Below are 23,279 nucleotides of genomic sequence, written 5' to 3'. Positions count from 1 at the left end.
AACGCGGAGCGAATTATGCAACCAGAACAAATCGAAGAAATTTTATCGCAAGCGCTTGAGTTAGAGCATGTGCAAGTTAGTGGTGAAGGTAATCACTTTCAAGTTGTTGCTGTTGGTGCAATGTTTACGGATTTATCGCGAGTTAAAAAACAACAAGCGGTTTATGCACCACTGAAAGAGTACATTGCGAGTAATGAAATTCACGCTTTAGGAATAAAAGCGTTCACTCCTGATGAATGGCAAAAGCAACAGAAGTTTGGCCAATTGTAGTCTTTAGGAGTTTTAGTGGATAAGTTTAGAATTGAAGGTGGCTGCCGCCTAGAGGGTGAAGTGGCTATCTCGGGGGCAAAAAACGCGGCTCTGCCAATACTTTTTGCAACCTTATTATGTGAAGAGCAAGTTACTCTACACAATGTTCCTCAGCTAAGAGACATTGGCACTACTTGTAAGATGCTTGAGCATCTTGGGCGCGAAGTAGAAGTTAAGGGCGAAACCGTTATTGTTAAAGCGGGTAAAGCTAATGATTTTGTTGCTCCTTATGAATTAGTTAAGACCATGCGAGCTTCTATTATGGCCTTAGGGCCATTAGTGGCGCGTTATGGTGAAGCCGATGTATCGCTACCTGGCGGTTGTGCCATTGGTGCGCGCCCAGTTAATTTACATATTCATGGCTTAGAGCTTATGCAAGCTAACATGAGTGTGGAAGATGGTTATGTAAAAGCTCGCGTAGATGGCCGTTTAAAAGGTGCTCGCATCTTTATGGACATGGTGAGTGTAACCGGTACTGAAAACTTAATGATGGCTGCTGCGCTTGCTGAGGGCGAAACCATTATTGAAAACGCTGCTCGCGAACCTGAAGTGGTTGACCTAGCCGATTTCTTGAATACCTTAGGTGCCAACATTAAAGGTGCTGGTAGCGACACCATTGTAATCAATGGCGTAGAGAGCTTACACAGTGGCGAATACAGTGTTTTACCCGACCGAATAGAAACCGGTACTTACTTGGTAGGTGCTGCGGTAACGGGTGGTAAAGTGCGTTGTACCCATACCGATCCAGGTTTAATGGAATCGGTGCTTTCTAAGTTGGAAGAAGCGGGCGCTAAGGTTACTACTGGTAAAGACTGGATTGAAGTTGATATGCAAGGCTGTCAGCTTAAAGCCGTAAACGTGAAAACTGCACCTCATCCAGCATTCCCTACCGATATGCAAGCACAGTTTACCGTGTTAAACATTGTTGCTGAAGGTACCGGGCATGTGACGGAGACTATCTTCGAAAACCGCTTTATGCACGTGCCAGAGTTAATGCGTATGGGGGCAGAAATTGAGTTAGAAGGCAATACTGCTATTTGTAAGCATTCAGAGCACTTAACTGGCGCGCAGGTAATGGCGACAGATTTACGTGCCTCTGCTAGCTTAGTGATTGCTGCATTGGTAGCTGAAGGCGAAACCGTAGTTGACCGGATTTACCATATTGACCGCGGTTATCAAAATATCGAAACCAAGTTTGCCAACCTAGGCGCAAAAATTACTCGTTTTAACGACCGCTCGTAGGTCGAGTAGGCAGTTTTAACTCAGTAATTTTAACGGGGAGCTCAAGTAGTTCCCCGTTTCTATATAGGCGAACCATAATCTCCGAGCCTGGGCGCGTTTCCGCCACAATATCCATGGCCTGTTTGATTGACTCAATATCTGTCCCAGCAATGCTCACCAATATGTCATTTGCTTGAATACCTGCTTTACCAGCTGGGCCGCTTGGATCAAGCCCACTCACAATTACCCCGCGGGTTTCATTTAGCTTTAAGCGAGAGGCAAGTAAAGGCGTAATTTTTTGCCCGTCTAAGCCTAGATAACCACGTACTATGGTGCCGTCTTTAATTAGCCCCTGCATGATTTTTTGGGCTAATACATAAGGAATAGCAAAACTAATCCCGTAAGTATCAGCTGCGTCGTTTAAGTGATAGGCAGAGGTGTTAATTCCCACTAACTCACCACGAGTATTCACCAAAGCGCCACCAGAATTACCACGATTAATCGCCGCATCGGTTTGTAAAAAGTCTTGGCGACCGGTTGAGCTCATACCGCTGCGTCCAGCAGCGCTAATAATGCCTTGGGTAATGGTTTGGCCTACGTTGTATGGGTTACCAATTGCTAATACTACATCACCAACCTGCGTCGCCAATTGGTCGTTTTGCGGAATAACAGGGAGATCTGGAGAGGCTTCAATTTTTAATACCGCGAGGTCGGTGATCATGTCTCCACCCACTAAATCGGCGTTAAATACCCGGCCATCTTGTAAGGCGATGACAATTTGATCGGAGTTGGCTATAACGTGAAGGTTGGTTAATACAAAACCTTGTTTAGACATAATAACGCCAGAGCCTAAACCTTGAGACTCGAGTTGAGTGTCTACATTCACATAGGATTGTAAGAAGCTGCGGGTATAAATATTTACCACTGCAGGCGCCGCACGCCTAGACGCTTGTGCGTAGCTAACTAGCGGTGTATCGGTATAGTCATCGAGCAGTTGCTTACTGTTTTCACGAAATTCCGGAAACGCAAACAAAATGCCCAGAGCTATTGCTAATCCAAAAAAAGCGGGCTTGAGTAAATACTTGATTATAGCTAACAATTGTTCTTCTCCAGCTAGATTCTCAGCATAGCACGCAGATACTGGAGACAAAAGAAAAGGCGACTAATAAGTCGCCTTTATTGTTAATCATCTCAATCTATTGAATGATTCGGTAGAGGTTTTCATCACCGCGTTGAATGTTTACGGCTAGCACCTTGGGCTCGGTTTCCAAGAGGGCGCGCAAATCAGCGATACTCGTGATGCGAATTTTGTTGATGCCAATAATGATATCGCCTTCTTCTAAGCCGTTAGCAAAGGCTTTAGAGTTACGCGCAACTTTATTGACTCGCACGCCTGATATGTCGGCGTCTTTACCGGTAGAGCTCAAACTTGCGCCTTCAAGGGCAGGGTGCATTACCTTGGCATTAATGTTTTGTTCTTCCGCCTGCTGTAAGGTCACTTTAAAATCGATAGGCTTACCATCTCTAATTGCGCCAATTTTAATGGTTTTACCTGCGCCCATGGTGCCAATTTTGGCACGCAGTTCAGCAAAGCTTTTCACCTTTTTATCATCAACGGCAATGATGATGTCGCCAGGCTCAATGCCGGCTTTATCGGCCGCTGAACCCTGCATCACTTGGTTAACAAACGCGCCATGTTGCGAGTCGGTGCCAAAAGCCTTGGCTAAATCACTGTTTAGCTCGCCACCGGTTACACCCAGCACGCCTCGACGTACTTCACCGAACTCGATAATTTGATCCGCTAGGTTACGCACCATGTTACTAGGGATGGCGAAACCAATACCGATGTTGCCACCGTTAGGCGCAATAATTGCGGTGTTGATGCCAATAAGCTCACCGCGTAAGTTGATTAAGGCGCCACCTGAGTTACCGCTGTTAATCGCAGCATCGGTTTGAATGAAGTTTTCTAGGTTTTCAATGTTTAAACCACTCCGCCCCAATGCGCTCACGATGCCAGAGGTTACAGTTTGGCCTAGGCCAAAAGGGTTACCAATAGCGACAGTAAAATCACCTACACGAAGCTCATCAGAATCTGCCAGCTTAATATCAACCAGTTCATCAGCTTCTATTTGCAGCAATGCGATATCGGTATGACGATCACTACCCAATACTTCCGCTTCAAAGGTGCGACCATCTTTGAGGGTGACAACAATTTCGTCAGCTTCGTGAATCACATGGTAATTGGTGATTACGTAACCCTTTTTCGCATCAACTACCACACCAGAACCAAGACCTTGAAAGGGACGCTCTTGTTCGGCGTTACCTGGATTACCTTCTGGGCCGAAGAAGTACTTAAACAACTCTGGAAGTTGCTGTTGAGAAACCTTGGTGCCAGCAACAGAGATATTAACCACCGCTGGGGTGGCTTGTTCAAGCACTGGGGCTAAGCTGGGAAGTTCTTCGCCACCCACTGAGAATGGCAGGGCTGCGTGAGCTTGGAAGGTATTGATGCCAAGAAACAGTGACAACAATACAATGACAAATTTCTTAGTGGAAACACTCATCTAAATACCTCAATAAACACATGTCATTATAAAAAAGCAGGATCTTAATGACCCTGCTTAGTTTAAAAAGTTCAATGATTTAGCTAGCTTTACGCTGAGCTTCGGTAAATAAACCAGATGGTTGATTAGAGTAATCTTTAGGCTGAGCTTCGCTTGATTCAACCGTTTCGTCTAGCTCTAATTTTTCTTGATAATCAGCAAATAGTTGCGGTTGAGCTACGTCTTCGCTGATTAATGATTTTGACTGGCTGGCCATATGCTCGTATATGCCTTGGTATTGCTTGGCCATGTCTTCAAGTAGCTGAGCACTGGTTGCAAAGTGCTCTTGAACTTGCTCTTTATAACTGTCTAGCTCAGCTTTATTTTGTTCGAGTTCTTGCTTCATATTGGCATCGCTACCAACCGGCTTTGATGCTATACGACTAAGGAAGAAGCCAATAGCGACACCAATAAGAAGAAAAATCATACTGCTAATTGCGCTCATATTATTCCTTTGTTGGTCTTGATGAACTTTCAATATACTTGAGAATGCTTTCACATGGTACTATCAATTTTCGACTAATTTTAGCGGGTTCTGGGAATAGGGAAAGGATGACTCCACAGCAACAATACGAGCAAGATCTGCAAGCTCATGATTTTATAAAAGACAATGCCCAGGCATTTGCAGTTACTCAATTGCAACGTGTATTTGATCAGTTGAATGAAAAGCCCGCTTCCGCTGCTGTTCCCTCATCTTTTTTTTCCAAGTTAAAAAGTCGATTTTCCAGCGCAGATGTATCCACTAAGCCTTCTGTTCAAGGGCTTTACATGTGGGGAGGAGTTGGCCGAGGAAAAACCTACCTCATGGACACATTTTTTAACTGCTTACCCCAGCAACGTAAAATGCGAGTGCATTTCCACCGCTTTATGCAGCGGGTGCATCAAGAGTTAAAAAGCTTAACTGCCCAAACTAATCCCTTAGAGGTAGTGGCAGATCGCTTATATAAAGAGGCAGAAGTTATCTGCTTTGATGAGTTTTTTGTCTCAGACATTACCGATGCAATGATTTTGGGAACGCTATTCGAAGCTTTGTTTGAACGGGGAGTAACGCTTGTTGCTACCTCAAACATACCGCCTGAAGATTTGTACCGAAATGGTTTGCAGCGCCAACGCTTTGTGCCAACCATAAAGTTGATTCAACAACATTGCCAAATTATCAATGTAGATGGCGGCAGTGATTATCGAATGCGCACCCTTAATGAGGCAGAGATTTATCATTACCCCTTAGATCAACAAGCGGAGCAAAACTTAGCCCAATACTTTTTGCAATTGTCTAACGAACCGCGCCAAGCATTAGGTCAGATTGAAATTAATCAGCGGATGATTAATTTTGTGAATGAAGCCGATAGTGTGTTACACGTTGAATTTAGTGAGTTATGTGAAGGGGCGAGGAGTCAGTTAGATTATATTGAACTGGCAAGGCTTTATCACACAGTGCTGTTGTCGGGTGTAGTGGCAATGGGGGCTAAAAATGATGATGCCGCTCGACGCTTTATTGCTTTAATTGATGAATTTTATGAGCGAAACGTTACTTTAATCATTGCTGCTGAAGTACCCTTAGAAAAACTCTATCAAGGCGGGCGGTTGAGTTTTGAATTTGAACGTTGTCTATCTCGCTTACAAGAAATGCAGTCTCATGAATACTTGGAAAGAGAGCACTTACCTTAAATAATCTTAATTAGGGGTGGTTTTTTTTTGTACTTCCCCTATAATCTTGCCACCCCACGTTACATGTCACCGATTTGGTGATACTAACAATCCAGCTTACTCCGTATTCGAAGGGATACTATGAGTGGCTACTTTCACGTTTGTGATTATCACAAACACATGTGTAACAGTTATTTTGGGTTATATATACAAATGAAAACTTTTGTAGCCAAGCCAGACAGCGTTAAACGCGACTGGTACGTTGTAGATGCAGATGGTAAAACTCTGGGTCGTATCGCAACTGAAATCGCTTCTCGCCTACGCGGTAAGCATAAAGCTGAATATACTCCTCACGTTGATACTGGTGATTACATCATCGTAATTAACGCTGAGAAAGTAGCCGTAACAGGCAACAAAGCGAAAGGTAAAATTTACCACTCGCACACTGGTTACCCAGGTGGCTTAAAGTCAATTAGCTTTGAAAAGTTAATCGAAAAAGCTCCTGAGCGTGTTATCCAGTCTGCAGTGAAAGGTATGTTGCCAAAAGGTCCTCTAGGCCGTGCAATGTTCCGTAAACTGAAAGTATTCGCTGGACCTGAGCACACTCATGCGGCTCAGCAACCACAAGTATTAGACATTTAAGTTACGGAATTTGAATAATGGCTGAGAATCAATACTACGGCACTGGCCGTCGCAAAAGCTCTACTGCTCGCGTATTTTTAAAAGCAGGTAGTGGTAACATCACTGTAAACAACCGTACTTTGGACGTTTACTTTGGCCGTGAAACTGCTCGTATGGTAGTTCGTCAACCACTTGAACTAACTGAATTGTTAGAAAAAGTTGACCTACTAGTTACCGTAAAAGGTGGTGGTACAACTGGTCAAGCTGGTGCTATCCGTCACGGTATCACTCGTGCTCTTATGGAATACGACGAAAGTCTACGTCCTGAGTTACGTAAAGCTGGTTTCGTTACCCGTGATGCGCGTAAAGTTGAGCGTAAGAAAGTTGGTCTACGTAAAGCACGTCGTCGTCCGCAATTCTCTAAACGTTAATTGCTATACACATTCGTGTTACAAAAAAGCTCGGCTATGCCGGGCTTTTCTTTATTCTAAAAGGTTAAAAACCTTGATTTCCCTTGTCAATTTGTGTGTTTTTTATTACTATTTTGTTCGCATTTACCTGCAATAATGTAGTAGCAAGTAAACGCTACCAGTAGCAGAAAAACGCTACCTTGTGCAGCATGCCGCAAGGAAAATTACAATAATTGCGCGGATCCTTACCGGAGAGACATTGGATGAGCAACGCTCCTGTCGATGCTGGCCGCCGTCGCTTCCTAACCTGGACAACAGCTGTTGTCGGTGGTGTAGGAGCTACGTTTGCCGCAGTACCTTTTATCAGTTCATGGAATCCGAGTGCCAAAGCTAAAGCAGCTGGAGCACCGGTAGAAGTGGATATTAGCAAAATAGAACCTGGACAATTACTACGTGTTGAATGGCGTGGTAAACCTGTTTGGGTGGTTAACCGTCCTCAATCGGTTCTAGATAACCTAAACACCATTGGTGATAGGTTGCGTGACCCCGATTCCGAGGAGCCTCAACAACCCGATTACACAGTCAATGTACACCGCTCAATCAAACCTGAGTTGTTTGTAGGTGTGGGCTTATGTACTCACCTTGGCTGTTCACCCACCTATTTACCTGGCAGCTTTGCTGAGCAAGTTCAAGGTGTTGAATATGGATTCTTCTGTCCCTGTCATGGTTCGAAGTTTGATATGGCCGGACGAGTATTCCAAAGTGTACCTGCACCACTAAACTTGGTTGTTCCTCCGCATCACTATGTTGATGAAACCACCATTTTGGTCGGCTTGGACCAGGGAGAGGCATAAGATGAAGGCACTTATCGGTTGGATCGATGAACGGATCCCGTTGACCAAGACCTACAATAAACACGTGGGCCAATACCCAACACCAAAAAACTTTAACTTTTGGTATATTTTCGGCTTTATTGCCATGGTGGTATTAGTTAACCAAATCCTTACAGGTATTTGGCTAACTATGAATTACAACCCATCAGGTGATGGAGCATTTGCCTCTATTGAATACATCATGCGTGATGTGGAATATGGTTGGCTACTGCGTTACATGCATTCCACTGGGGCGTCAGCCTTCTTTGTGGTGATTTATTTGCACATGTATCGTGGCTTGATTTACGGTTCTTACCAAAAACCTCGCGAACTGATTTGGTTGTTCGGGATGTTAATTTTCTTGGTATTGATGGCCGAAGCATTCATGGGTTACTTGCTTCCTTGGGGACAAATGTCTTATTGGGGCGCGCAGGTAATTATTTCACTGTTTGGGGCTATTCCGGTAATTGGTGATGACCTAACCCTGTGGATCCGTGGTGACTATGTTATCTCTGGTGCAACCTTAAACCGCTTCTTCGCTTTGCATGTTATTGCATTGCCCCTGGTGTTGGTAATGTTGGTGTTCTTACACATTGTAGCGTTGCATGAAGTAGGCTCTAACAACCCAGATGGTATCGAGATTAAAGCTAACAAAGATGAGAATGGTTGGCCGAAGGATGGTATTCCTTTCCACCCTTATTTTACAGTTAAAGATTTAGCCGCCATTGTTGGCTTCTTGTTCTTCTTCTGTTGGGTGATGTTCTTCTTCCCAGAAGGTGGGGGGTTCTTCCTAGAGCCGCCAAACTTTGAAGCAGCTAATCCGCTTAAAACGCCAGAACATATTGCGCCAGTTTGGTATTTCACTCCTTTCTATGCAATTTTGCGTGCGGTACCCGATAAGTTACTGGGTGTAGTGATGATGGGCGCATCTATTGCGGTGTTATTTGTATTACCGTGGTTAGACCGCTGTAAAGTGAAGTCAATTCGCTACCGTAGTGTCATACATAAGCTTAACATCGCTCAGTTTGTTATATGTTTTGTGATTCTAGGGGTGCTAGGTGCTTTACCTTCAACCGACCTATTAACTTGGATTGCACGTATCGCAACTGTTGGTTACTTTGGTTATTTCCTACTACTGTGGATTTACAGTAAAAACGAGAAAACTAAGCCAGTTCCAGAAAGGGTGACCAAATGATGAAAAATATTTTTTTAGCATTCGCGTTGCTGGTTCCTAGCTTGGCGTTTGCCGCTGGTTCGACCGTTCCTTTAGACAAAGCGAACTATGACTTAAGTGATAAAGCTTCGTTACAAAACGGCGCCAAGTTGTTTATGAACTACTGTTTTGGCTGTCATAGTGCTCAATACCAGCGTTATAATCGTGTAGCAGAAGATTTAGGTATTCCAATTAAGTTAATGGAAGAAAACTTGATTTTTACCGGGGTAAAACCAGGTGAATTGATGGAAAATGCCATTCAAGAAAAAGACGCTGCTAAGTGGTTTGGTGCACCAGCTCCAGATTTAACCTTAGTAGCTCGAGTTCGTGGAGCTGATTGGGTATATACCTATTTACGTTCATTTTATGTTGATGAGACGCGTCCATTTGGGGTGAATAACAAAGTATTCCCAAGTGTTGGTATGCCACATGTATTGCAAGAGTTGCAAGGTGTGCCAAATGCGGTTTATGAAACAAGAATGATTGATGGTGAAGATCAGCAAATCTACGTTGGCATCCAATCAGATGGCAGCGGTGAGATGAGCGATGATGAATATGACCACGCTGTTTTAGACCTAGTTAACTTTTTAGTTTACTCTGCTGAACCTATTCAGCTAGAGCGTAAACGACTTGGTTACTGGGTGCTTGGTTTCTTATTCATTTTCTTCATTATTAGTTATCTATTGAAGAAAGAATACTGGCGCGACGTACACTAAGTCTTGAGCTAGTATTTAATTATCGGCAATAGCATTTATGCTGTTGCCGTTTGTGTATTTATTTTAGATGGTTTTTGGAGGATTCAATGGCTGTAGCTGCCAACAAGCGTTCGGTAATGACGCTATACTCTGGTGCTAACGACTTATATAGTCATCAGGTACGTATCGTTTTGGCTGAGAAAGGCGTCAGCGTAGAAATTAATCAGGTAGATCCGGACAACTTACCGGAAGACTTAATTGATTTGAATCCGTACAGCTCTGTTCCAACCTTAGTTGATCGTGAATTGGTGTTGTACCAATCGCAGATCATCATGGAATACTTAGACGAGCGTTTTCCTCACCCACCGCTAATGCCGGTTTACCCTGTGTCGCGTGGTTCAAGCCGCCTTATGATGCACCGCATCAAAAACGACTGGTACACCTTGGTTGCGCAAATTGAAAAAGGTGAGAACGCCGAAGCTGCACGTAAGCAATTAACAGAAAGTCTGTTAAGCATTGCACCGGTTTTTGCTGAAATGCCTTACTTTATGAGTGAAGAATTCAGCTTAGTAGATTGCTACTTAGCACCTCTATTATGGCGTTTACCTACTTTAGGCATCGAGCTTGAAGGTGCGGGTTCTAAAGAAATCAAATCTTATATGATCCGTGTATTTGATCGTGAATCTTTCCAAGCTTCACTGACCGATGCAGAGCGTGAAATTCGCGATGGGTTTTTAGGTTAATGAGTGAAGAGATGACCCCAAATAGGCCTTATTTGCTTAAGGCTTTTTTTGATTGGTTGTTAGACAACGAGTTGACTCCTCACTTGGTGGTGGACGCTACCCAAGCTAACGTGACCGTGCCCAGCCAATTTGTTAATGATGGGCAGATTGTTCTAAACATTGCTCCGTCGGCGATTGCGGCCTTTAATATGGACTTACAGCACGTAAGCTTTAGCGCACGCTTTGGTGGTAAACCGTTTCAGGTTTATGTGCCTATGGCAGCTGTTGTCGCGATTTATGCTCGAGAAAATGGTGCAGGTACCGTATTTGAGCCAGAAGCTGCTTACGAGCAAGTAGAAGAGCTTGAGAGTCAGCCTGAAGATGTTTTGGTGAAAGAGGATACTCCGAAGAAGCCGACACTCACCATCGTAAAATAAAAAAAGCGCCGAAAGGCGCTTTTTTGTATCTGCTTTAAATTTGTTAGCTGGCTTCTATCAGCTCAAATACTTTAATTACTTTGGCTACGCCGGTCTCGTGGCGGGCAATATCAATCGCTAAGCGTTCTTCTTCTGCGGTAACAAACCCAATGAGAAACACTTCACTGTCTTCGGTAATAACTTTTATCTTACCAGGTGGAAGCTTGCTGTCTTCGTAGATCTTAAATTTGATTTTGGTGGTAATCCAAGAGTCATTGCTACGTACACCTAAAGATACAGGTGCTTTGATGCGTACTTCGTTGAGTACTTGTTGTACACCACTTACATCGCGGACAACTTGAGTGATTTTGTTGAAATATTCTTGATTCGGAGTTTGGCCAATGACCAGTACTCTGCCGTTAAGCGCAACTACCGATAGCTTGCTTTCTCGCCAAATATTCTCTTCTTTGCCCAGTTCACTTAGTGCTTGGAGTTCTATAGTTTGGTCATCAAATTGAGTGCCTATGGTGCGCCTATCTGTTGCTGCACCTGCTGCTACTCCGGCACCCACTACAACTGCTCCAGCACAGGCTTGTAGTAGCCCTGCCAAAACAACAACGGTGATGATACGTAACATTCTTTAATCCTCCTGTTGGGGAAACAACGTACGGTCTACTAAATCACATAAACTGTTTAATGCCAGTAAGTGTACTTCGTTAATGCGTACGCTCTGTTCACCTGGCACTCTAATTTCAACGTCTTGCTCGCTAAGCAGACCGGCCATTTCACCGCCATCTTTTCCGGTTAGCGCAATAATTGTCATGTCGCGGTTTACCGCAGCTTCCATGGCTTTAATTACGTTGCGACAGTTGCCTGAATCGGAGATGGCAACAAGTACATCGCCTTGCTGGCCTAGTGCACGAATTTGTTTGGCAAACACTTCATCAAAGGAGTAATCATTCGCAATGGCACTTAGCACTGAGCTGTCGGTGCTAAGTGCTAAAGCTGGAAGGCTAGGGCGTTCTGTATCAAAGCGGTTTACCAAGTTAGCTGAAAACTGCTGAGCGAGCGCCGCTCCTGCGCTATTGCCTGCAATGAGCAGTTTGTTACCGTTGAGCAATGCTTGAGCGATGATCACTGTAGCTTTTTCAATCGCATCGGGTAGTGCTTCTGCAGCGGCAATTTTGGTTTGTATGCTTTCTCTAAATATTTCTTTGATTCGTTCTTGCATGTTATTCCCCAAACGCGTTCTGAAACCATTCTAGGTAAGGTGCTTGCTCTTGAATAGCAACAACATCAAAACGCATTGCAGTATCAAATTGGTTCAAATTTTTTTGTTGTAAATAGTGTTGTGCGCTTAGCAGTATACGGTGCATTTTGTGTTGGTCGACTGCTGCAGCTGCTCCGCCATGGCTAAGGCTTTTGCGGTATTTAACTTCCACAAAAACCCAGGTATTGCCCTGTCTACAAATTAGGTCTATCTCGCCGCGGCGGCAGTGATAGTTTTGCTCAATCAGCCGTAAACCCTGCTTGCTAAGATAGCTAGCTGCCTGCTGCTCTGCAGCTTGCCCTTTATTCAATATCTTGGTCTTGAAGCGTGTTAGCTTGGATTTCCAAGGGAACCAGTTGGCCATCTTTATATTGAGTCCAAGTAAGTTGTCGTATCACTAAACCTTGTTGGTTAACACTAAGCTTTCCGGTTAAACCATTTAGCTGATAGTCTGAATAGCCGCGCATTTGAGCTAGTTGACTAATTAGCGAGTAGGCATCATAACCCAAAGCGTACAAACGTTTCTGCGAGTCTGAAGAGCTAGGCCAAAGCTGCTGATGGCGAATCGCATTTACCGACTGTTGCTCTAATATCCAAGGCATCTCGCTGATGTAAATGCCGTCTAACTCGTTTTCGCTGGTTTCATCATTTTTGTCGTAGCTGCGCGAGCTGGCATATAAGCGTGGGCTTACTGCAAATGGGCTTACGGTTACATCAATAAACGCCTTAATCAGCTTGGTTTCTGTATTGTTGCCCACCAAATACAGAGAGTTTGCATCGCTTCTAGAGCGTACTTCAGCTTCTAAATCCTGTCCCAAAATCTGCTTGAACTGGCTAATACGCTGCTGGCTCATATCGGTATGCAACAATTTACGCACCGCGCGTTGTAGATCGTTGCGGTTAGCGTAGTAGATAACATCTACAGGAGAGCTAGAAAGGGTTTGCCATTCTTCTGTAAATGACTCAGCCATGCGCTTGCCCAAGCTGCTTTGTGGAGCTAACAGTAGGGGATTTTGCTCTTCACGTTGCGCCATAAATTGAGCGGCTTGTTTGGCTTCATCCTCAGGCGAGAGTGGGAAGAAGAACTGTTGCTCCTGTTCGCCAGCTTGCACATCGTTAAGAGCGAACACTGGTAGGGTTGGTGCAAGGCTTAACAAACTGCGTAACTGCGATTTTAATAGCGGCCCAACGATGAAATCGATTTGGTCTTGTTCAAGCTGGGGATAGAGCGTTTCCATTGCTTGGGATTGGGTATCGTAAAACACCAATTCAGTATCACTGGAAAACTCTGTTTGGCTATCTAAGAACGCAGATACTAAGCCGTCTTTTACCGCCAAACCGTTGTTTTGGTATTTACCACTTAACGGCAGCAAAACTGCAACTTTTTGTGGCGTATAAGGAGTAATGCTTAGCGCTTTCGCTAGGTCACCAGCGACATAATCTAGCGCTGGGTGAGCTGGATATTCGGTTTTCCAAGTTTGTAGCTTAGCAACCAGTTTCTCCGGTGATTGCTTGGGTTCGTTACTTATCGCAACAATTTCTAACCAGCCGTTGCGTAATTCGTTACCTGGCTGCTGAAAGCTGCGAAGAGTAAACGCGGTAAGCGGTTTAAGCAGTTGCCAAATGGTTTGATGGTTTGCTTCTCGGGCTTCTTCCGATAGATAACGGTCTAAGTCGATAAAAGCGCCAGAGGCAGCTAAAGGATTATTTTGTTTTTGATAAATGTTGCCGCGGGTTTGAAAGTAGGCATACCAATAATCATCGGGTAGTTGCCAGGCTGGGTCAAAATCTAACAATGCTAAAGCCGGGGTGTATTGGCCTTGAAGCTCCAAAGCGTAGGCGCTTACTAAGCGCAAGCCTGCCCCACGTTGTACCGTGTTTGCTTGTTTATTTAAGGATGTGGTTACAGCATCACCAGCTTGGAACATGCCTTGTTGGTAGTATGCCTTAGCTGCAAGGAGCTCCCATTCAAAGGTTTGCTCTACTGGCGCAATGCTAGCCTGATCCAAATAAAACTCTGCATTATGTTCAGGCGCAACAGCAATAGAAGGAAGGTCTATAGCAACAATAGGCGGCTTGGTTGGGCCACTACTACAGGCTGCGAGCAAAAGCATAAGGCTTAAACTGAGATAACGTAGCGCTGAGATCAGGTTATGTTTCAAGGTTTATACCACTAGTATTGATTAGTTAGTGCATATATTAAGAGCCAAACGCTAAATAATCTACAATCGAAGTGGTGAAAGATTGAGGCAAGTGAGGCTTTTGATTAAAGTAGAGGCCGTTTTTATCAGAGGTGAGTTTATGTCAGCCATCGGTACTCTTTATATTGTAGCCACTCCTATCGGCAATTTAGCAGATATCACACAGCGTGCTATTCAAGTGCTAAAGGATGTGTCGATGATTGCAGCCGAAGATACGCGCAACACTGGCCGGTTATTGAGTCATTATGAAATTGGTACTCGCTGTGTGGCGGTACACGATCATAACGAGCAACAAAAAATAGCCTGGTTAGAGCAGCAAGTGCTAGATGGGAATGACATTGCGTTAGTCTCCGATGCAGGAACGCCACTGATCAATGATCCCGGCTACCACCTAGTTAATGCGTTTCGCGCTAAAGGCTACCCGGTTGTGCCTTTGCCGGGTGCTTGTGCGGCTATCGCCGCGCTGTCGGTTGCGGGTTTGCCTACAGATAGGTTTTTGTACGAAGGATTTTTACCAGCTAAAACCAAAGCACGCCAAGAGCGATTAGACGAACTTCGTCAAGAAAGTCGCACAGTAGTGTATTACGAATCGCCTCACCGTATCTTAGATAGCCTCGCCGACATAGTTAGTTGCTTAGGGGAAGATAGGCAAGTTGTGCTTGCTCGCGAATTGACCAAAACCTTTGAGACCATTAAATCCTTGCCCGTTGCAGAGCTGCTTGCTTGGGTTAAAGCCGACCCCAATCAACAAAAAGGGGAGATGGTACTAATTGTGGCAGGTTACCAAAAAGACAGTGAGCAGTTACCAGTAGATGCTTTAGATACGCTTAAGTTATTGCAAACAGAGTTGCCATTAAAGAAGGCCGCGGCACTTACCGCCAAAATTTATGGTTTAAAGAAAAATGCCCTTTATGATTACGGACTAAAGCACAGCGAATAAGCGCTATTCTTGCTGATAATTGTTTGCTATAGTCCGCCACCGGAGTTGGCTAGGCAATCGCTGCTTCGTCGTTGTGCGCTCTTTCGGGAGTGGCAGACGGGCGAAGGGGAGGAAAGTCCGGGCTCTATAGGGTAGGGTGCCAGGTAACGCCTGGGGGGCGCGAGCCCACGACAAGTGCAGCAGAGAGAAGACCGCCGATGGCTCTTCGGAGTACAGGTAAGGCTGAAAGGGTGCGGTAAGAGCGCACCGCGCGTCTGGTAACAGTATGCGGCGAGGTAAACTCCACCCAGAGCAAGGCCAAATAGGCCCCCTTAAGGCGCGGCCCGCGTTGGGGGCGGGTAGGCTGCTTGAGCCATTAAGCGATTAATGGCCTAGACGAATGATTGTTCACGACAAAACCCGGCTTATCGGCCAACTCCCTTTTTATTAAAGCCCTGTTGTTTAGCAACAGGGCTTTTTCAATTCAATCACACAATTCGCACTCACTGCCTTTTTAATGCCTCCAGTTCGCTATTCCTCAAAATTAATATGACATTAAATTTTAATTATTTTTTGGCCAAAAGTAGCGTGGCCGCTTTGTATATCAAGTCTTTAGGCTTTTCTTTATTTGGGTTGGTGGAATTTTGTTCATTTTCTTGCTCAAGGTCGCTTGCAAAGGGCGAGACTCGTCCTTAAACTTAGTGAATTGTGGGATAAAGTGGATCATAGTGGATCTGTTTGCCCAACAACTGAATTAATTAGGGATAAATGGGGAATTAACACTGATGTTACGCGGCGCTAGCTCAATCAACTTAGACGCGAAGGGACGCATGACTATGCCGACCCGGTATCGCGAGTGGTTGATGGAAGAGTGTCACGGTCAATTGGTGTGCACCATTGATATAAACCATCGCTGTTTACTGCTTTACCCTTTAGCGGAGTGGGAAGAAATTGAGCGTAAACTCAAACGCTTATCTAGCATGAACCCGGCTGAGCGTCGTTTGCAACGCTTGCTATTGGGTTATGCCGATGATTGCGAGATGGACAAAAATGGTCGTTTGTTAATTCCACCTCCGTTGCGTCAACACGCAAGTTTGGAGAAAAAAATAATGCTGGTTGGCCAGCTCAACAAATTTGAGCTGTGGTCAGAAGAGCAATGGCAGCAACAAATTGCTGCAGATATAACCCTAGAAGAGGACGTTGATATGTTAACTGATAACCTAAAAGATTTTTCGCTTTAGTATGAGTACTGAATTTGTTCACACCTCGGTACTGTTACAAGAGTGTATCGACGGCTTAGCCATTAAAGAAGATGGCATTTACGTGGATGGCACCTTTGGCAGAGGTGGGCACAGTCGCGCTATTTTACAGCAACTAGGTCCTAAAGGACGTTTGATTGCTATCGACCGTGACCCTCGCGCGATTGAAGCCGCTAAACAGTTTGCCGACGATCCTCGTTTTCAAATTGTTCATGGTCCTTTTTCTGGCATTGAACAGTACATTACAGAGTTGGGTCTAGCGAAAAAAATTGATGGTGTACTGCTCGATCTAGGCGTGTCGTCCCCGCAACTTGATGACGCTGAGCGTGGATTTAGCTTTTTGCGCGATGGCCCTTTAGATATGCGAATGGATACTTCGCAAGGACAAACCGCCGCTCAATGGCTAACTCATGCCGCGGAAGAAGATATTGCTTGGGTGATTAAAACCTTTGGCGAAGAGAAGTTTGGAAAACGAATTGCTCACGGGATTGTGAATGCCCGTGAAGAGACGCCTCTTACCAGCACTTTGCAGCTGGCCAAGATTATTGATGAAGCTTGCCCTGTTAAAGATAAATACAAACACCCGGCTACTCGAAGCTTTCAAGCCATTCGTATTTATATTAACAGCGAGTTAGATGAAATAGACACAGCCTTGCTAGGCGCTATGAATAGTTTAGCGACCGATGGCCGTTTAGCGGTGATTAGTTTCCATTCTTTAGAAGATCGTATGGTGAAGCGCTTTATTAGAAAGCAAGAAAAAGGCGAGCAGTTTCCTAGAGGCTTGCCGCTTACCGAAGAGCAGTTAGCCAGCGGACGTTATTTAAAGAGTATTGGCCGAGCGATAAAACCTAGCGCAGCAGAAATTGAAGTAAACCCGCGCTCACGTAGCTCGGTGTTACGGGTAGCAAAACGTTTGTAATGGACGAGGTTAGCCGCCAGCCCAATTTATTGCGGGCGATTTTGAAAGATGTGTGGCGTAACAAGCAGCACTTTTTGTTGTTAGTGGCTGCGGTTGTTTCGGCCTTTTGTGTGGTATGGACAACTCACCACACCAGAATGTTTGTTGAACAACGAGAATCATTAATGATGAGCCGGGATGCACTCAATGTTGAATGGCGACATTTATTAATAGAGCAAAACGCGCTGGCTGAACACAGCCGCGTAGAGAGCATAGCTAAAAAGCGTTTAGATATGCACCGACCCAAAATTGAAGAACAAGTGGTAATCACAAACTAATGAATGCTAAGGCAAATAAACAAGGACTGTTCATCCACTGGCGCTTTGTGCTAGTGATGGCAGTGGTTTGCTTAGTGTTTACTGCCTTGGTAAGTCGTGCGGCTTATATTCAAGTTATTGCACCGGATAAGCTTATTTATGAAGGTGACTTACGCTCGATTCGCACCAAAACCGGCTATGCAGAGCGTGGTGTAATTACCGACCGTTTAGGTAACGAGTTAGCCGTGAGTGTACCTGTGCGCGCTATTTGGGCTGATCCTAAACATGTGGCAGACCAAAATAGTTTAGCTAATCGTGATGCTTGGGCGGCCTTGGCTAAAGTATTGGATACCGACGTAGATAGCTTGCAACAACGAGTCAGCAACCCGAAACGTCGTTTTGTTTATTTACAGCGCCAAGTGAGTGCGGCGGTTGCTGATTATGTTACCAAACTCAAAATTAAAGGGGTTTATTTAAAACCTGAGTCCCGTCGTTTTTACCCTACCGGCGAAGTGAGTGCTCACCTTGTTGGCTTTACTAATATTGATGACCACGGTTTAGAAGGTATAGAGCGTAGCTATGATGACTGGCTCACTGGTGAACCCGGTAAGCGTAAAGTACGCAAAGACCGCTTAGGTCGCGTAGTTGAAGATCTGGATGTTATTCATCAAGCCAAACAAGCGCAGAATATTGCTTTAAGTATTGACCAACGGATCCAAGCAATCGCTTATCGTGAGCTTAAAAAAGCCGTCACCGAGACCAAAGCTACCTCTGGCAGTGTGGTCGTGTTAGATATTGAAACTGGTGAAGTGTTAGCTATGGCTAATAGCCCGTCTTTTAATCCTAACAATCGTAACGAGTTTCAAAGTTATCGCTATCGTAATCGTGCAATAACCGATAGCTATGAACCAGGCTCTACGGTTAAGCCACTATCGGTTATCGCGGCGCTTGAGCGCGACCACATTCGTTCAAACAGTATGATTAACACCAGCCCTGGTTGGATGCAGATTGGCGGGCGTAGAGTTCGTGATTCGCGCAACTACGGTGAAATTAGTTTAACCAAAGTCATTCAAAAATCGAGCAACGTTGCCACTAGCCAATTAGCCCTAAAAGTGGGCGTAGAGGGGATGCTTGATACATTTTACGATGTGGGTTTTGGTAACGATGCTGGTTTAGGTTTAGTTGGCGAATCGGGCGGTCAAATGCCGCAGCGTCGCCGTTGGTCAGATTTTGAACTTGCTACCTTGTCGTTTGGCTATGGCTTAATGGTTACTCCTCTGCAACTCGCCCAAGCGTATGCAACGATGGGAGCCGGTGGAGTGTTTCGACCAACATCCATTATTAAGTTGCAGCAGCCGGCCACAGGCGAGCGGGTATTTGAACAAAACAAGGCACAAGCTGTATTAGAGATGATGGAATCGGTTATTCAAGATGGTGGTACCGGGCAGAAAGCCGCTGTGCCAGGTTATCGTGTAGCCGGCAAAACTGGTACCAGCCGTAAAGCTGTTCGTGGTGGTTATGGTGATGACTACGTTGCTATTTTTGCGGGCGTTGCTCCAGTGAGTAACCCTAAACTCGCCATTGCAGTATTTGTTAATGAACCACAAACCGACCGCTATTATGGCGGCGACGTAGCCGCTCCGGTTTTCTCTAAAGTGATGCAAGGCGGATTACAGTATTTAAATGTTGCCCCCGATGATAATACCAGCCAAGTGGTACAGCTAAATGGAGGCAATAATGGTGAAACCTAGTTTGTCTGCTTTGTTGGCGAAATTTTCGGTAACGGTTGCCCCAGACATCGGCTTTAATCACCTCTCTCTAAATAGCAGAGAGATTGAGCAGGGCGATATATTTGTTGCGGTTAAAGGCCACCAAGTTGATGGTCGTAACTATATTGATTCAGCGATTAGTGTCGGAGCTGTGGCGGTGCTTGCTGATGCGGATGATGAAAAATCTCATGGTCAAATAGTGTGGCACAAGCAAGTTGCCTGCATTTACTTTTGGCGCTTGAACCAACAGCTATCGCAATTAGCGTCAGCGGCCTATTTCCCAGACGGTAATCCGCTTACTTTAGTCGGTGTTACTGGTACCAACGGCAAAAGTACAGTAACCCATCTAATTGCTAACTTGGCAAAACTAAGTGGCCTTCGTGCTGCGGTGATGGGAACGTTAGGTAATGGTGAGCCAGGTAAGTTGGTTGCGAGTGAAAACACCACTGCTGACGCGATTACTATTCAGCGCCAGCTTTGTGAAATGAATCAGCAAGGCTATGAATTAGTCGCTATGGAAGTGTCGTCGCATGGTTTGGTGCAGCAGCGAGTGGCGAGTGTGCCGTTCAAGGTTGCGATATTCACAAACCTTAGCCGAGACCACCTTGATTACCATGGCAGCATGGCTGAGTATGGCCGCGCGAAACAAGCCTTATTTAACTGGCCAAGTTTAGAATGTCGTTTAATCAATGCAGATGATGGTTTTGGCAAGCAGTTGCTGCAGCACTATCCAAGTGCTCAATCTTTGTCTTTAGAAGATAGCACTGCCGATTGGCAAATCGCTAACCTGCAGTTCAGTGAGTTAGGGGCAAGCGGTTATTTGTTTAGCCCACAAACAAGACATGAAAAGCTTACTTATAAGAGCCCGCTTTTAGGGCGTTTTAATGCTGATAATTTACTAAGCGCTATAGCTTGTTTGCAGTTCTTAGGTCTTCCATTAGAAAGCTTACTTACTCAGTTACCTGCTCTTAGCGCGGTACCTGGTCGAATGGAGTTATTTGCCGGTAAACGTTCGGTGGTGGTTGATTACGCGCATACGCCTGACGCCTTAGAAAAAGCCTTAACAGCCCTGCGCCAGCATTGTAGCGGCGAGCTTATTTGTATTTTTGGTTGCGGCGGCGACAGAGATAAGGGTAAACGGCCTTTAATGGCAGAAATAGCCGAGCGCTTGGCAGACCAAGTTATTGTTACCGACGACAACCCTCGTTTTGAAGATCCTCAAGCGATTACCGACGATATATTGCTTGGCTTTAATCAAGCTGAAGCCGTAACCATTATTCACGATCGCTGTGAGGCGATTGCACATGCGCTTACGCACTCTCGTGATAAAGATATTATTTTGGTGGCTGGTAAAGGCCATGAGAGCTATCAAATTATTGGTGCTGAAGTGCGTGACTATGATGAACGCGCAGTCGTTAAGCAGCTAGTGGGGGCGAAAGCATGATTGCCTTAAGCCTTAAAGAACTCACACAAGCCTTAGATGCTCAGCTAGTGGGCGATAGTTTAATTGTTCAGTCAATTAGTACTGATACTCGCGAGCAGATGTCTCAAGCCTTGTTTATTGCTTTGGTGGGTGAGCGATTTGATGCTCATAACTACGCGCAACAAGCTATTGAGCAAGGCGCAACTGCGCTGTTAGTCGAGCGTGAATTAGCACTTGATGTGCCTCAGTTATTAGTTAAAGACACCCGTTTAGCGCTCGGACAACTGGCCAGTTATGTAAGAGAGAAACTAGCGCTAAGTTGCTGTGCTATTACTGGTAGCAATGGTAAAACCACGGTGAAAGAAATGACCACGGCCATTTTGTCACAGGGTTTCGAGGTATTAGCCACTAAAGGTAATTTTAACAACGATATTGGGGTGCCTTTATCGCTGCTGCGCGCGACCGAAAAGCATCAGTTGGGTGTATTAGAGTTAGGCGCAAATCATATCGGTGAAATTGCCTACACAGTGAGCTTGGTAAACCCCAAGGTTGCCTTAATCAATAATGTATCTGCTGCACATATTGAAGGCTTTGGCTCTCAAGACGGCGTATTAAAAGCTAAATCTGAGTTATTTGGCGAGCTAGGTGCTGAGCAGTTAGCGCTGTGTGAGTACCAATCTAGCTATCAAGAGTACTTAGATGAAGTAGCTCGTCCGGCTAAAATTGAGCACTTTTCTTTAAATAACGTTAATGCAGATTATTATGCCAGCGCTATCGAACCTCTAGGTTTAAGTGGCAGCCGTTTTGTATTGCACACTCCAAACGGTGAGGCGCTTATCCAAATTAATTTGGCGGGCGAACACAATGTTAAAAATGCTGTCGCTGCGGCTGCGCTTTCGTTGAATATGGGAGCCAAGCTAGAGCAAGTAAGCCAAGGCTTGGCACAATTAGATGAAGTGCCGGGTCGGGTGAACGTACAATCGTTAAATAACAGCATCCAGCTAATTGATGATAGCTATAACGCTAACCCAGCGTCATTTAATGCGGCTATCAATATTTTGGCCAATTTTGAAGGTAAGCGCTTCCTTATCGCTGGAGCCATGGGGGAAATGGGACAGCAAACAAAACAGGTGCACAACGACTTAGTTAAACGGGCACTTGACAGTGACATCAGCTTGTATTCTTATGGCGCGTCTTTTGACGAAGTGCTGGCTGAAATCGGTCAGTATTCACTCGGTTTCGACAGCCATGAAGTGCTTTGTGAGCAGCTTATCACTGCCTTAGAAGCGCAACATTCTCCGTGTCTTGTGTTGGTTAAAGGGTCTCGTTCGACCCACATGGAAAAAGTGGTTAAACAGTTACAGCAATATTATAAAAAGGGTTTGGAATGTTAGTTTGGTTGGCGGAATATCTGCAGCAATACTTTAGTGGATTTTCGCTATTTGGGTATTTAACCTTTAGAGCAATTGTCAGCATTTTGACCGCCTTAGTCTTTGGACTATGGATGGGGCCAAAGCTTATTCGCCGCTTACAGTTGTTACAAATTGGTCAAACCGTGCGTAACGATGGGCCAGAATCTCACTTGAGCAAGTCGGGTACTCCCACTATGGGCGGCGTGCTGATTATTGCCTCGGTGTTTTTGTCTACCTTATTGTGGGCGCGTTTAGACAACCCTTATGTATGGGTAATGTTATTTGTATTTGGTAGCTATGGCGCAATTGGTTTTGTTGATGATTACCGTAAAGTTATCCGCAAAGACCCTGCGGGCTTAATTGCCCGTTGGAAGTATTTTTGGCAATCAGTTGTCGCGCTAATTGTTGCGGTTTATCTATTCTGGAGTTCTGACTCTGCGGCTCAAACCCAACTGGTGTTGCCGTTTATCAAAGACATTATGCCGCAATTAGGCTGGCTATTTATCCCTCTCACATATTTGGTCATTGTAGGCAGTAGCAACGCCGTTAACCTAACGGACGGCTTAGATGGCCTAGCGATAATGCCAAGCGTGATGGTGGCATCAGCCTTTGCTCTCGTCGCATACTTAACCGGCCACGTAAACTTTTCAAGTTACTTGTTTATTCCTTATATCCCACAAGCCAGTGAGCTAGTGGTGGTTTGTACCGCCATGGTGGGAGCAGGATTAGCCTTTCTTTGGTTTAATACCTACCCAGCTCAAGTATTTATGGGCGATGTAGGTTCGTTAGCCCTAGGCGCAGCATTGGGCGCTGTAGCTGTATTGGTTCGCCAAGAGTTGTTGCTGGTGATTATGGGCGGCGTATTTGTGATGGAAACGGTGTCGGTAATCCTGCAAGTAGGATCGTACAAGTTACGTGGGCAGCGCATTTTCCGAATGGCGCCGATTCACCACCATTATGAGCTTAAAGGGTGGCCAGAGCCTCGAGTAATAGTGCGTTTTTGGATCATTTCATTAATTTTAGTTTTGATTGGCTTAGCCACACTTAAGGTGCGTTAGGCGAGCTGTTTAAAGTATAGGAAG

Annotated in this window: 25 protein-coding genes and 1 other RNA gene; 19 read left to right on the top strand and 7 right to left on the bottom strand. The window is 45.1% G+C overall.

The window, feature by feature from the left end; genetic code table 11:
- The first annotated feature begins 15 nt into the window (after window positions 1-15).
- Complete coding sequence (locus OV592_RS18290) at window positions 16-270, top strand: BolA family protein (protein WP_016400755.1); 255 nt, start codon at window positions 16-18, stop codon at window positions 268-270.
- Between the two features lie 15 nt (window positions 271-285).
- Window positions 286-1,551 (top strand): UDP-N-acetylglucosamine 1-carboxyvinyltransferase, encoded by a 1,266-nt coding sequence (gene murA / locus OV592_RS18285; RefSeq protein WP_406609582.1) that lies wholly within the window; start codon window positions 286-288, stop codon window positions 1,549-1,551.
- On the opposite strand, the gene degS is transcribed toward murA, so the two are convergent.
- From degS to OV592_RS18270, 3 genes are all read right to left on the bottom strand, one after another.
- A complete protein-coding gene (degS, locus tag OV592_RS18280; protein ID WP_406609580.1) occupies window positions 1,535-2,629 on the bottom strand; it encodes an outer membrane-stress sensor serine endopeptidase DegS in 1,095 nt (364 codons plus the stop codon). The two genes, murA and degS, sit on opposite strands and share 17 nt — an antisense overlap.
- Window positions 2,630-2,726: 97 nt before the next feature.
- Window positions 2,727-4,094 (bottom strand): Do family serine endopeptidase, encoded by a 1,368-nt coding sequence (locus OV592_RS18275; RefSeq protein WP_016400758.1) that lies wholly within the window; start codon window positions 4,092-4,094, stop codon window positions 2,727-2,729.
- A gap of 79 nt (window positions 4,095-4,173) precedes the next feature.
- On the bottom strand, window positions 4,174-4,578 hold the full coding sequence (locus tag OV592_RS18270) for a YhcB family protein (RefSeq protein ID WP_016400759.1): 405 nt from the start codon (window positions 4,576-4,578) through the stop codon (window positions 4,174-4,176).
- Window positions 4,579-4,685: 107 nt separating this feature from the next.
- On the opposite strand from OV592_RS18270, the gene zapE reads away from it, so the two are divergent.
- From zapE to OV592_RS18230, 8 genes are all read left to right on the top strand, one after another.
- A complete protein-coding gene (gene zapE, locus OV592_RS18265) occupies window positions 4,686-5,801 on the top strand; it encodes a cell division protein ZapE (RefSeq protein WP_406609578.1) in 1,116 nt (371 codons plus the stop codon).
- A 192-nt stretch (window positions 5,802-5,993) separates the two neighbouring features.
- Entirely contained in the window at window positions 5,994-6,422 is a 429-nt protein-coding gene (gene rplM, locus OV592_RS18260) for a 50S ribosomal protein L13 (RefSeq protein ID WP_016400761.1), read from the top strand.
- 17 nt (window positions 6,423-6,439) lie between these two features.
- Complete coding sequence (rpsI, locus tag OV592_RS18255; RefSeq protein ID WP_040306930.1) at window positions 6,440-6,832, top strand: 30S ribosomal protein S9; 393 nt, start codon at window positions 6,440-6,442, stop codon at window positions 6,830-6,832.
- 242 nt (window positions 6,833-7,074) lie between these two features.
- Entirely contained in the window at window positions 7,075-7,665 is a 591-nt protein-coding gene (gene petA / locus OV592_RS18250) for a ubiquinol-cytochrome c reductase iron-sulfur subunit (protein ID WP_016400763.1), read from the top strand.
- Window position 7,666: 1 nt separating this feature from the next.
- Complete coding sequence (locus tag OV592_RS18245; protein WP_016400764.1) at window positions 7,667-8,878, top strand: cytochrome bc complex cytochrome b subunit; 1,212 nt, start codon at window positions 7,667-7,669, stop codon at window positions 8,876-8,878.
- Entirely contained in the window at window positions 8,878-9,612 is a 735-nt protein-coding gene (locus tag OV592_RS18240; RefSeq protein ID WP_406611443.1) for a cytochrome c1, read from the top strand. Before OV592_RS18245 ends, OV592_RS18240 begins: the two co-directional genes overlap by 1 nt.
- Before the next feature lie 86 nt (window positions 9,613-9,698).
- Complete coding sequence (gene sspA / locus OV592_RS18235) at window positions 9,699-10,334, top strand: stringent starvation protein SspA (protein WP_016400766.1); 636 nt, start codon at window positions 9,699-9,701, stop codon at window positions 10,332-10,334.
- A gap of 11 nt (window positions 10,335-10,345) precedes the next feature.
- Entirely contained in the window at window positions 10,346-10,750 is a 405-nt protein-coding gene (locus OV592_RS18230) for a ClpXP protease specificity-enhancing factor (protein WP_406609574.1), read from the top strand.
- A 43-nt stretch (window positions 10,751-10,793) separates the two neighbouring features.
- On the opposite strand, the gene dolP is transcribed toward OV592_RS18230, so the two are convergent.
- The 4 genes from dolP to OV592_RS18210 are packed head-to-tail and all read right to left on the bottom strand — an operon-like array spanning window position 10,794 to window position 14,161.
- Window positions 10,794-11,366: a division/outer membrane stress-associated lipid-binding lipoprotein gene (gene dolP, locus OV592_RS18225; protein WP_406609573.1), complete on the bottom strand. Its 573-nt coding sequence runs from the start codon at window positions 11,364-11,366 to the stop codon at window positions 10,794-10,796.
- A 3-nt stretch (window positions 11,367-11,369) separates the two neighbouring features.
- Complete coding sequence (locus OV592_RS18220) at window positions 11,370-11,960, bottom strand: SIS domain-containing protein (protein WP_016400769.1); 591 nt, start codon at window positions 11,958-11,960, stop codon at window positions 11,370-11,372.
- Window position 11,961: 1 nt separating this feature from the next.
- Window positions 11,962-12,309 carry a YraN family protein gene (locus OV592_RS18215; RefSeq protein WP_406609572.1) on the bottom strand — a complete coding sequence of 116 codons (348 nt, stop codon included), beginning with the start codon at window positions 12,307-12,309 and terminating at the stop codon, window positions 11,962-11,964.
- On the bottom strand, window positions 12,302-14,161 hold the full coding sequence (locus OV592_RS18210) for a penicillin-binding protein activator (RefSeq protein ID WP_406609571.1): 1,860 nt from the start codon (window positions 14,159-14,161) through the stop codon (window positions 12,302-12,304). Before OV592_RS18210 ends, OV592_RS18215 begins: the two co-directional genes overlap by 8 nt.
- Window positions 14,162-14,300: 139 nt before the next feature.
- Between OV592_RS18210 and rsmI the strand changes: the two genes are divergently transcribed.
- The 9 genes from rsmI (at window position 14,301) to mraY (ending at window position 23,255) form a co-directional block, all read left to right on the top strand.
- Window positions 14,301-15,140, top strand: a complete 840-nt coding sequence (gene rsmI, locus OV592_RS18205) for a 16S rRNA (cytidine(1402)-2'-O)-methyltransferase (RefSeq protein WP_406609570.1) — start codon at window positions 14,301-14,303, stop codon at window positions 15,138-15,140.
- A gap of 41 nt (window positions 15,141-15,181) precedes the next feature.
- An RNA gene (gene rnpB / locus OV592_RS18200) (RNase P RNA component class A) lies at window positions 15,182-15,563 on the top strand.
- 341 nt (window positions 15,564-15,904) lie between these two features.
- Entirely contained in the window at window positions 15,905-16,360 is a 456-nt protein-coding gene (gene mraZ / locus OV592_RS18195; protein WP_406609569.1) for a division/cell wall cluster transcriptional repressor MraZ, read from the top strand.
- A gap of 1 nt (window position 16,361) precedes the next feature.
- Window positions 16,362-17,297: a 16S rRNA (cytosine(1402)-N(4))-methyltransferase RsmH gene (gene rsmH, locus OV592_RS18190; protein WP_338622273.1), complete on the top strand. Its 936-nt coding sequence runs from the start codon at window positions 16,362-16,364 to the stop codon at window positions 17,295-17,297.
- Window positions 17,297-17,614 (top strand): cell division protein FtsL, encoded by a 318-nt coding sequence (gene ftsL, locus OV592_RS18185; RefSeq protein WP_016400776.1) that lies wholly within the window; start codon window positions 17,297-17,299, stop codon window positions 17,612-17,614. The genes rsmH and ftsL overlap by 1 nt, the downstream gene beginning before the upstream one ends.
- On the top strand, window positions 17,614-19,344 hold the full coding sequence (locus OV592_RS18180; protein ID WP_016400777.1) for a peptidoglycan glycosyltransferase FtsI: 1,731 nt from the start codon (window positions 17,614-17,616) through the stop codon (window positions 19,342-19,344). Before ftsL ends, OV592_RS18180 begins: the two co-directional genes overlap by 1 nt.
- Window positions 19,331-20,806 carry a UDP-N-acetylmuramoyl-L-alanyl-D-glutamate--2,6-diaminopimelate ligase gene (murE, locus tag OV592_RS18175; protein ID WP_406609568.1) on the top strand — a complete coding sequence of 492 codons (1,476 nt, stop codon included), beginning with the start codon at window positions 19,331-19,333 and terminating at the stop codon, window positions 20,804-20,806. The genes OV592_RS18180 and murE overlap by 14 nt, the downstream gene beginning before the upstream one ends.
- On the top strand, window positions 20,803-22,179 hold the full coding sequence (gene murF / locus OV592_RS18170; RefSeq protein ID WP_406609567.1) for a UDP-N-acetylmuramoyl-tripeptide--D-alanyl-D-alanine ligase: 1,377 nt from the start codon (window positions 20,803-20,805) through the stop codon (window positions 22,177-22,179). Before murE ends, murF begins: the two co-directional genes overlap by 4 nt.
- Entirely contained in the window at window positions 22,173-23,255 is a 1,083-nt protein-coding gene (gene mraY, locus OV592_RS18165) for a phospho-N-acetylmuramoyl-pentapeptide-transferase (protein WP_016400780.1), read from the top strand. Before murF ends, mraY begins: the two co-directional genes overlap by 7 nt.
- Window positions 23,256-23,279 lie beyond the last annotated feature (24 nt).

Origin of the sequence: Agarivorans sp. JK6, assembly GCF_045277145.1 — a bacterium.
GTDB classification, from domain to species: Bacteria; Pseudomonadota; Gammaproteobacteria; order Enterobacterales; family Celerinatantimonadaceae; genus Agarivorans; species Agarivorans albus.
Note: the sequence above shows the minus strand (reverse complement) of the source record. Positions and strands in the feature narration are given on the sequence as shown.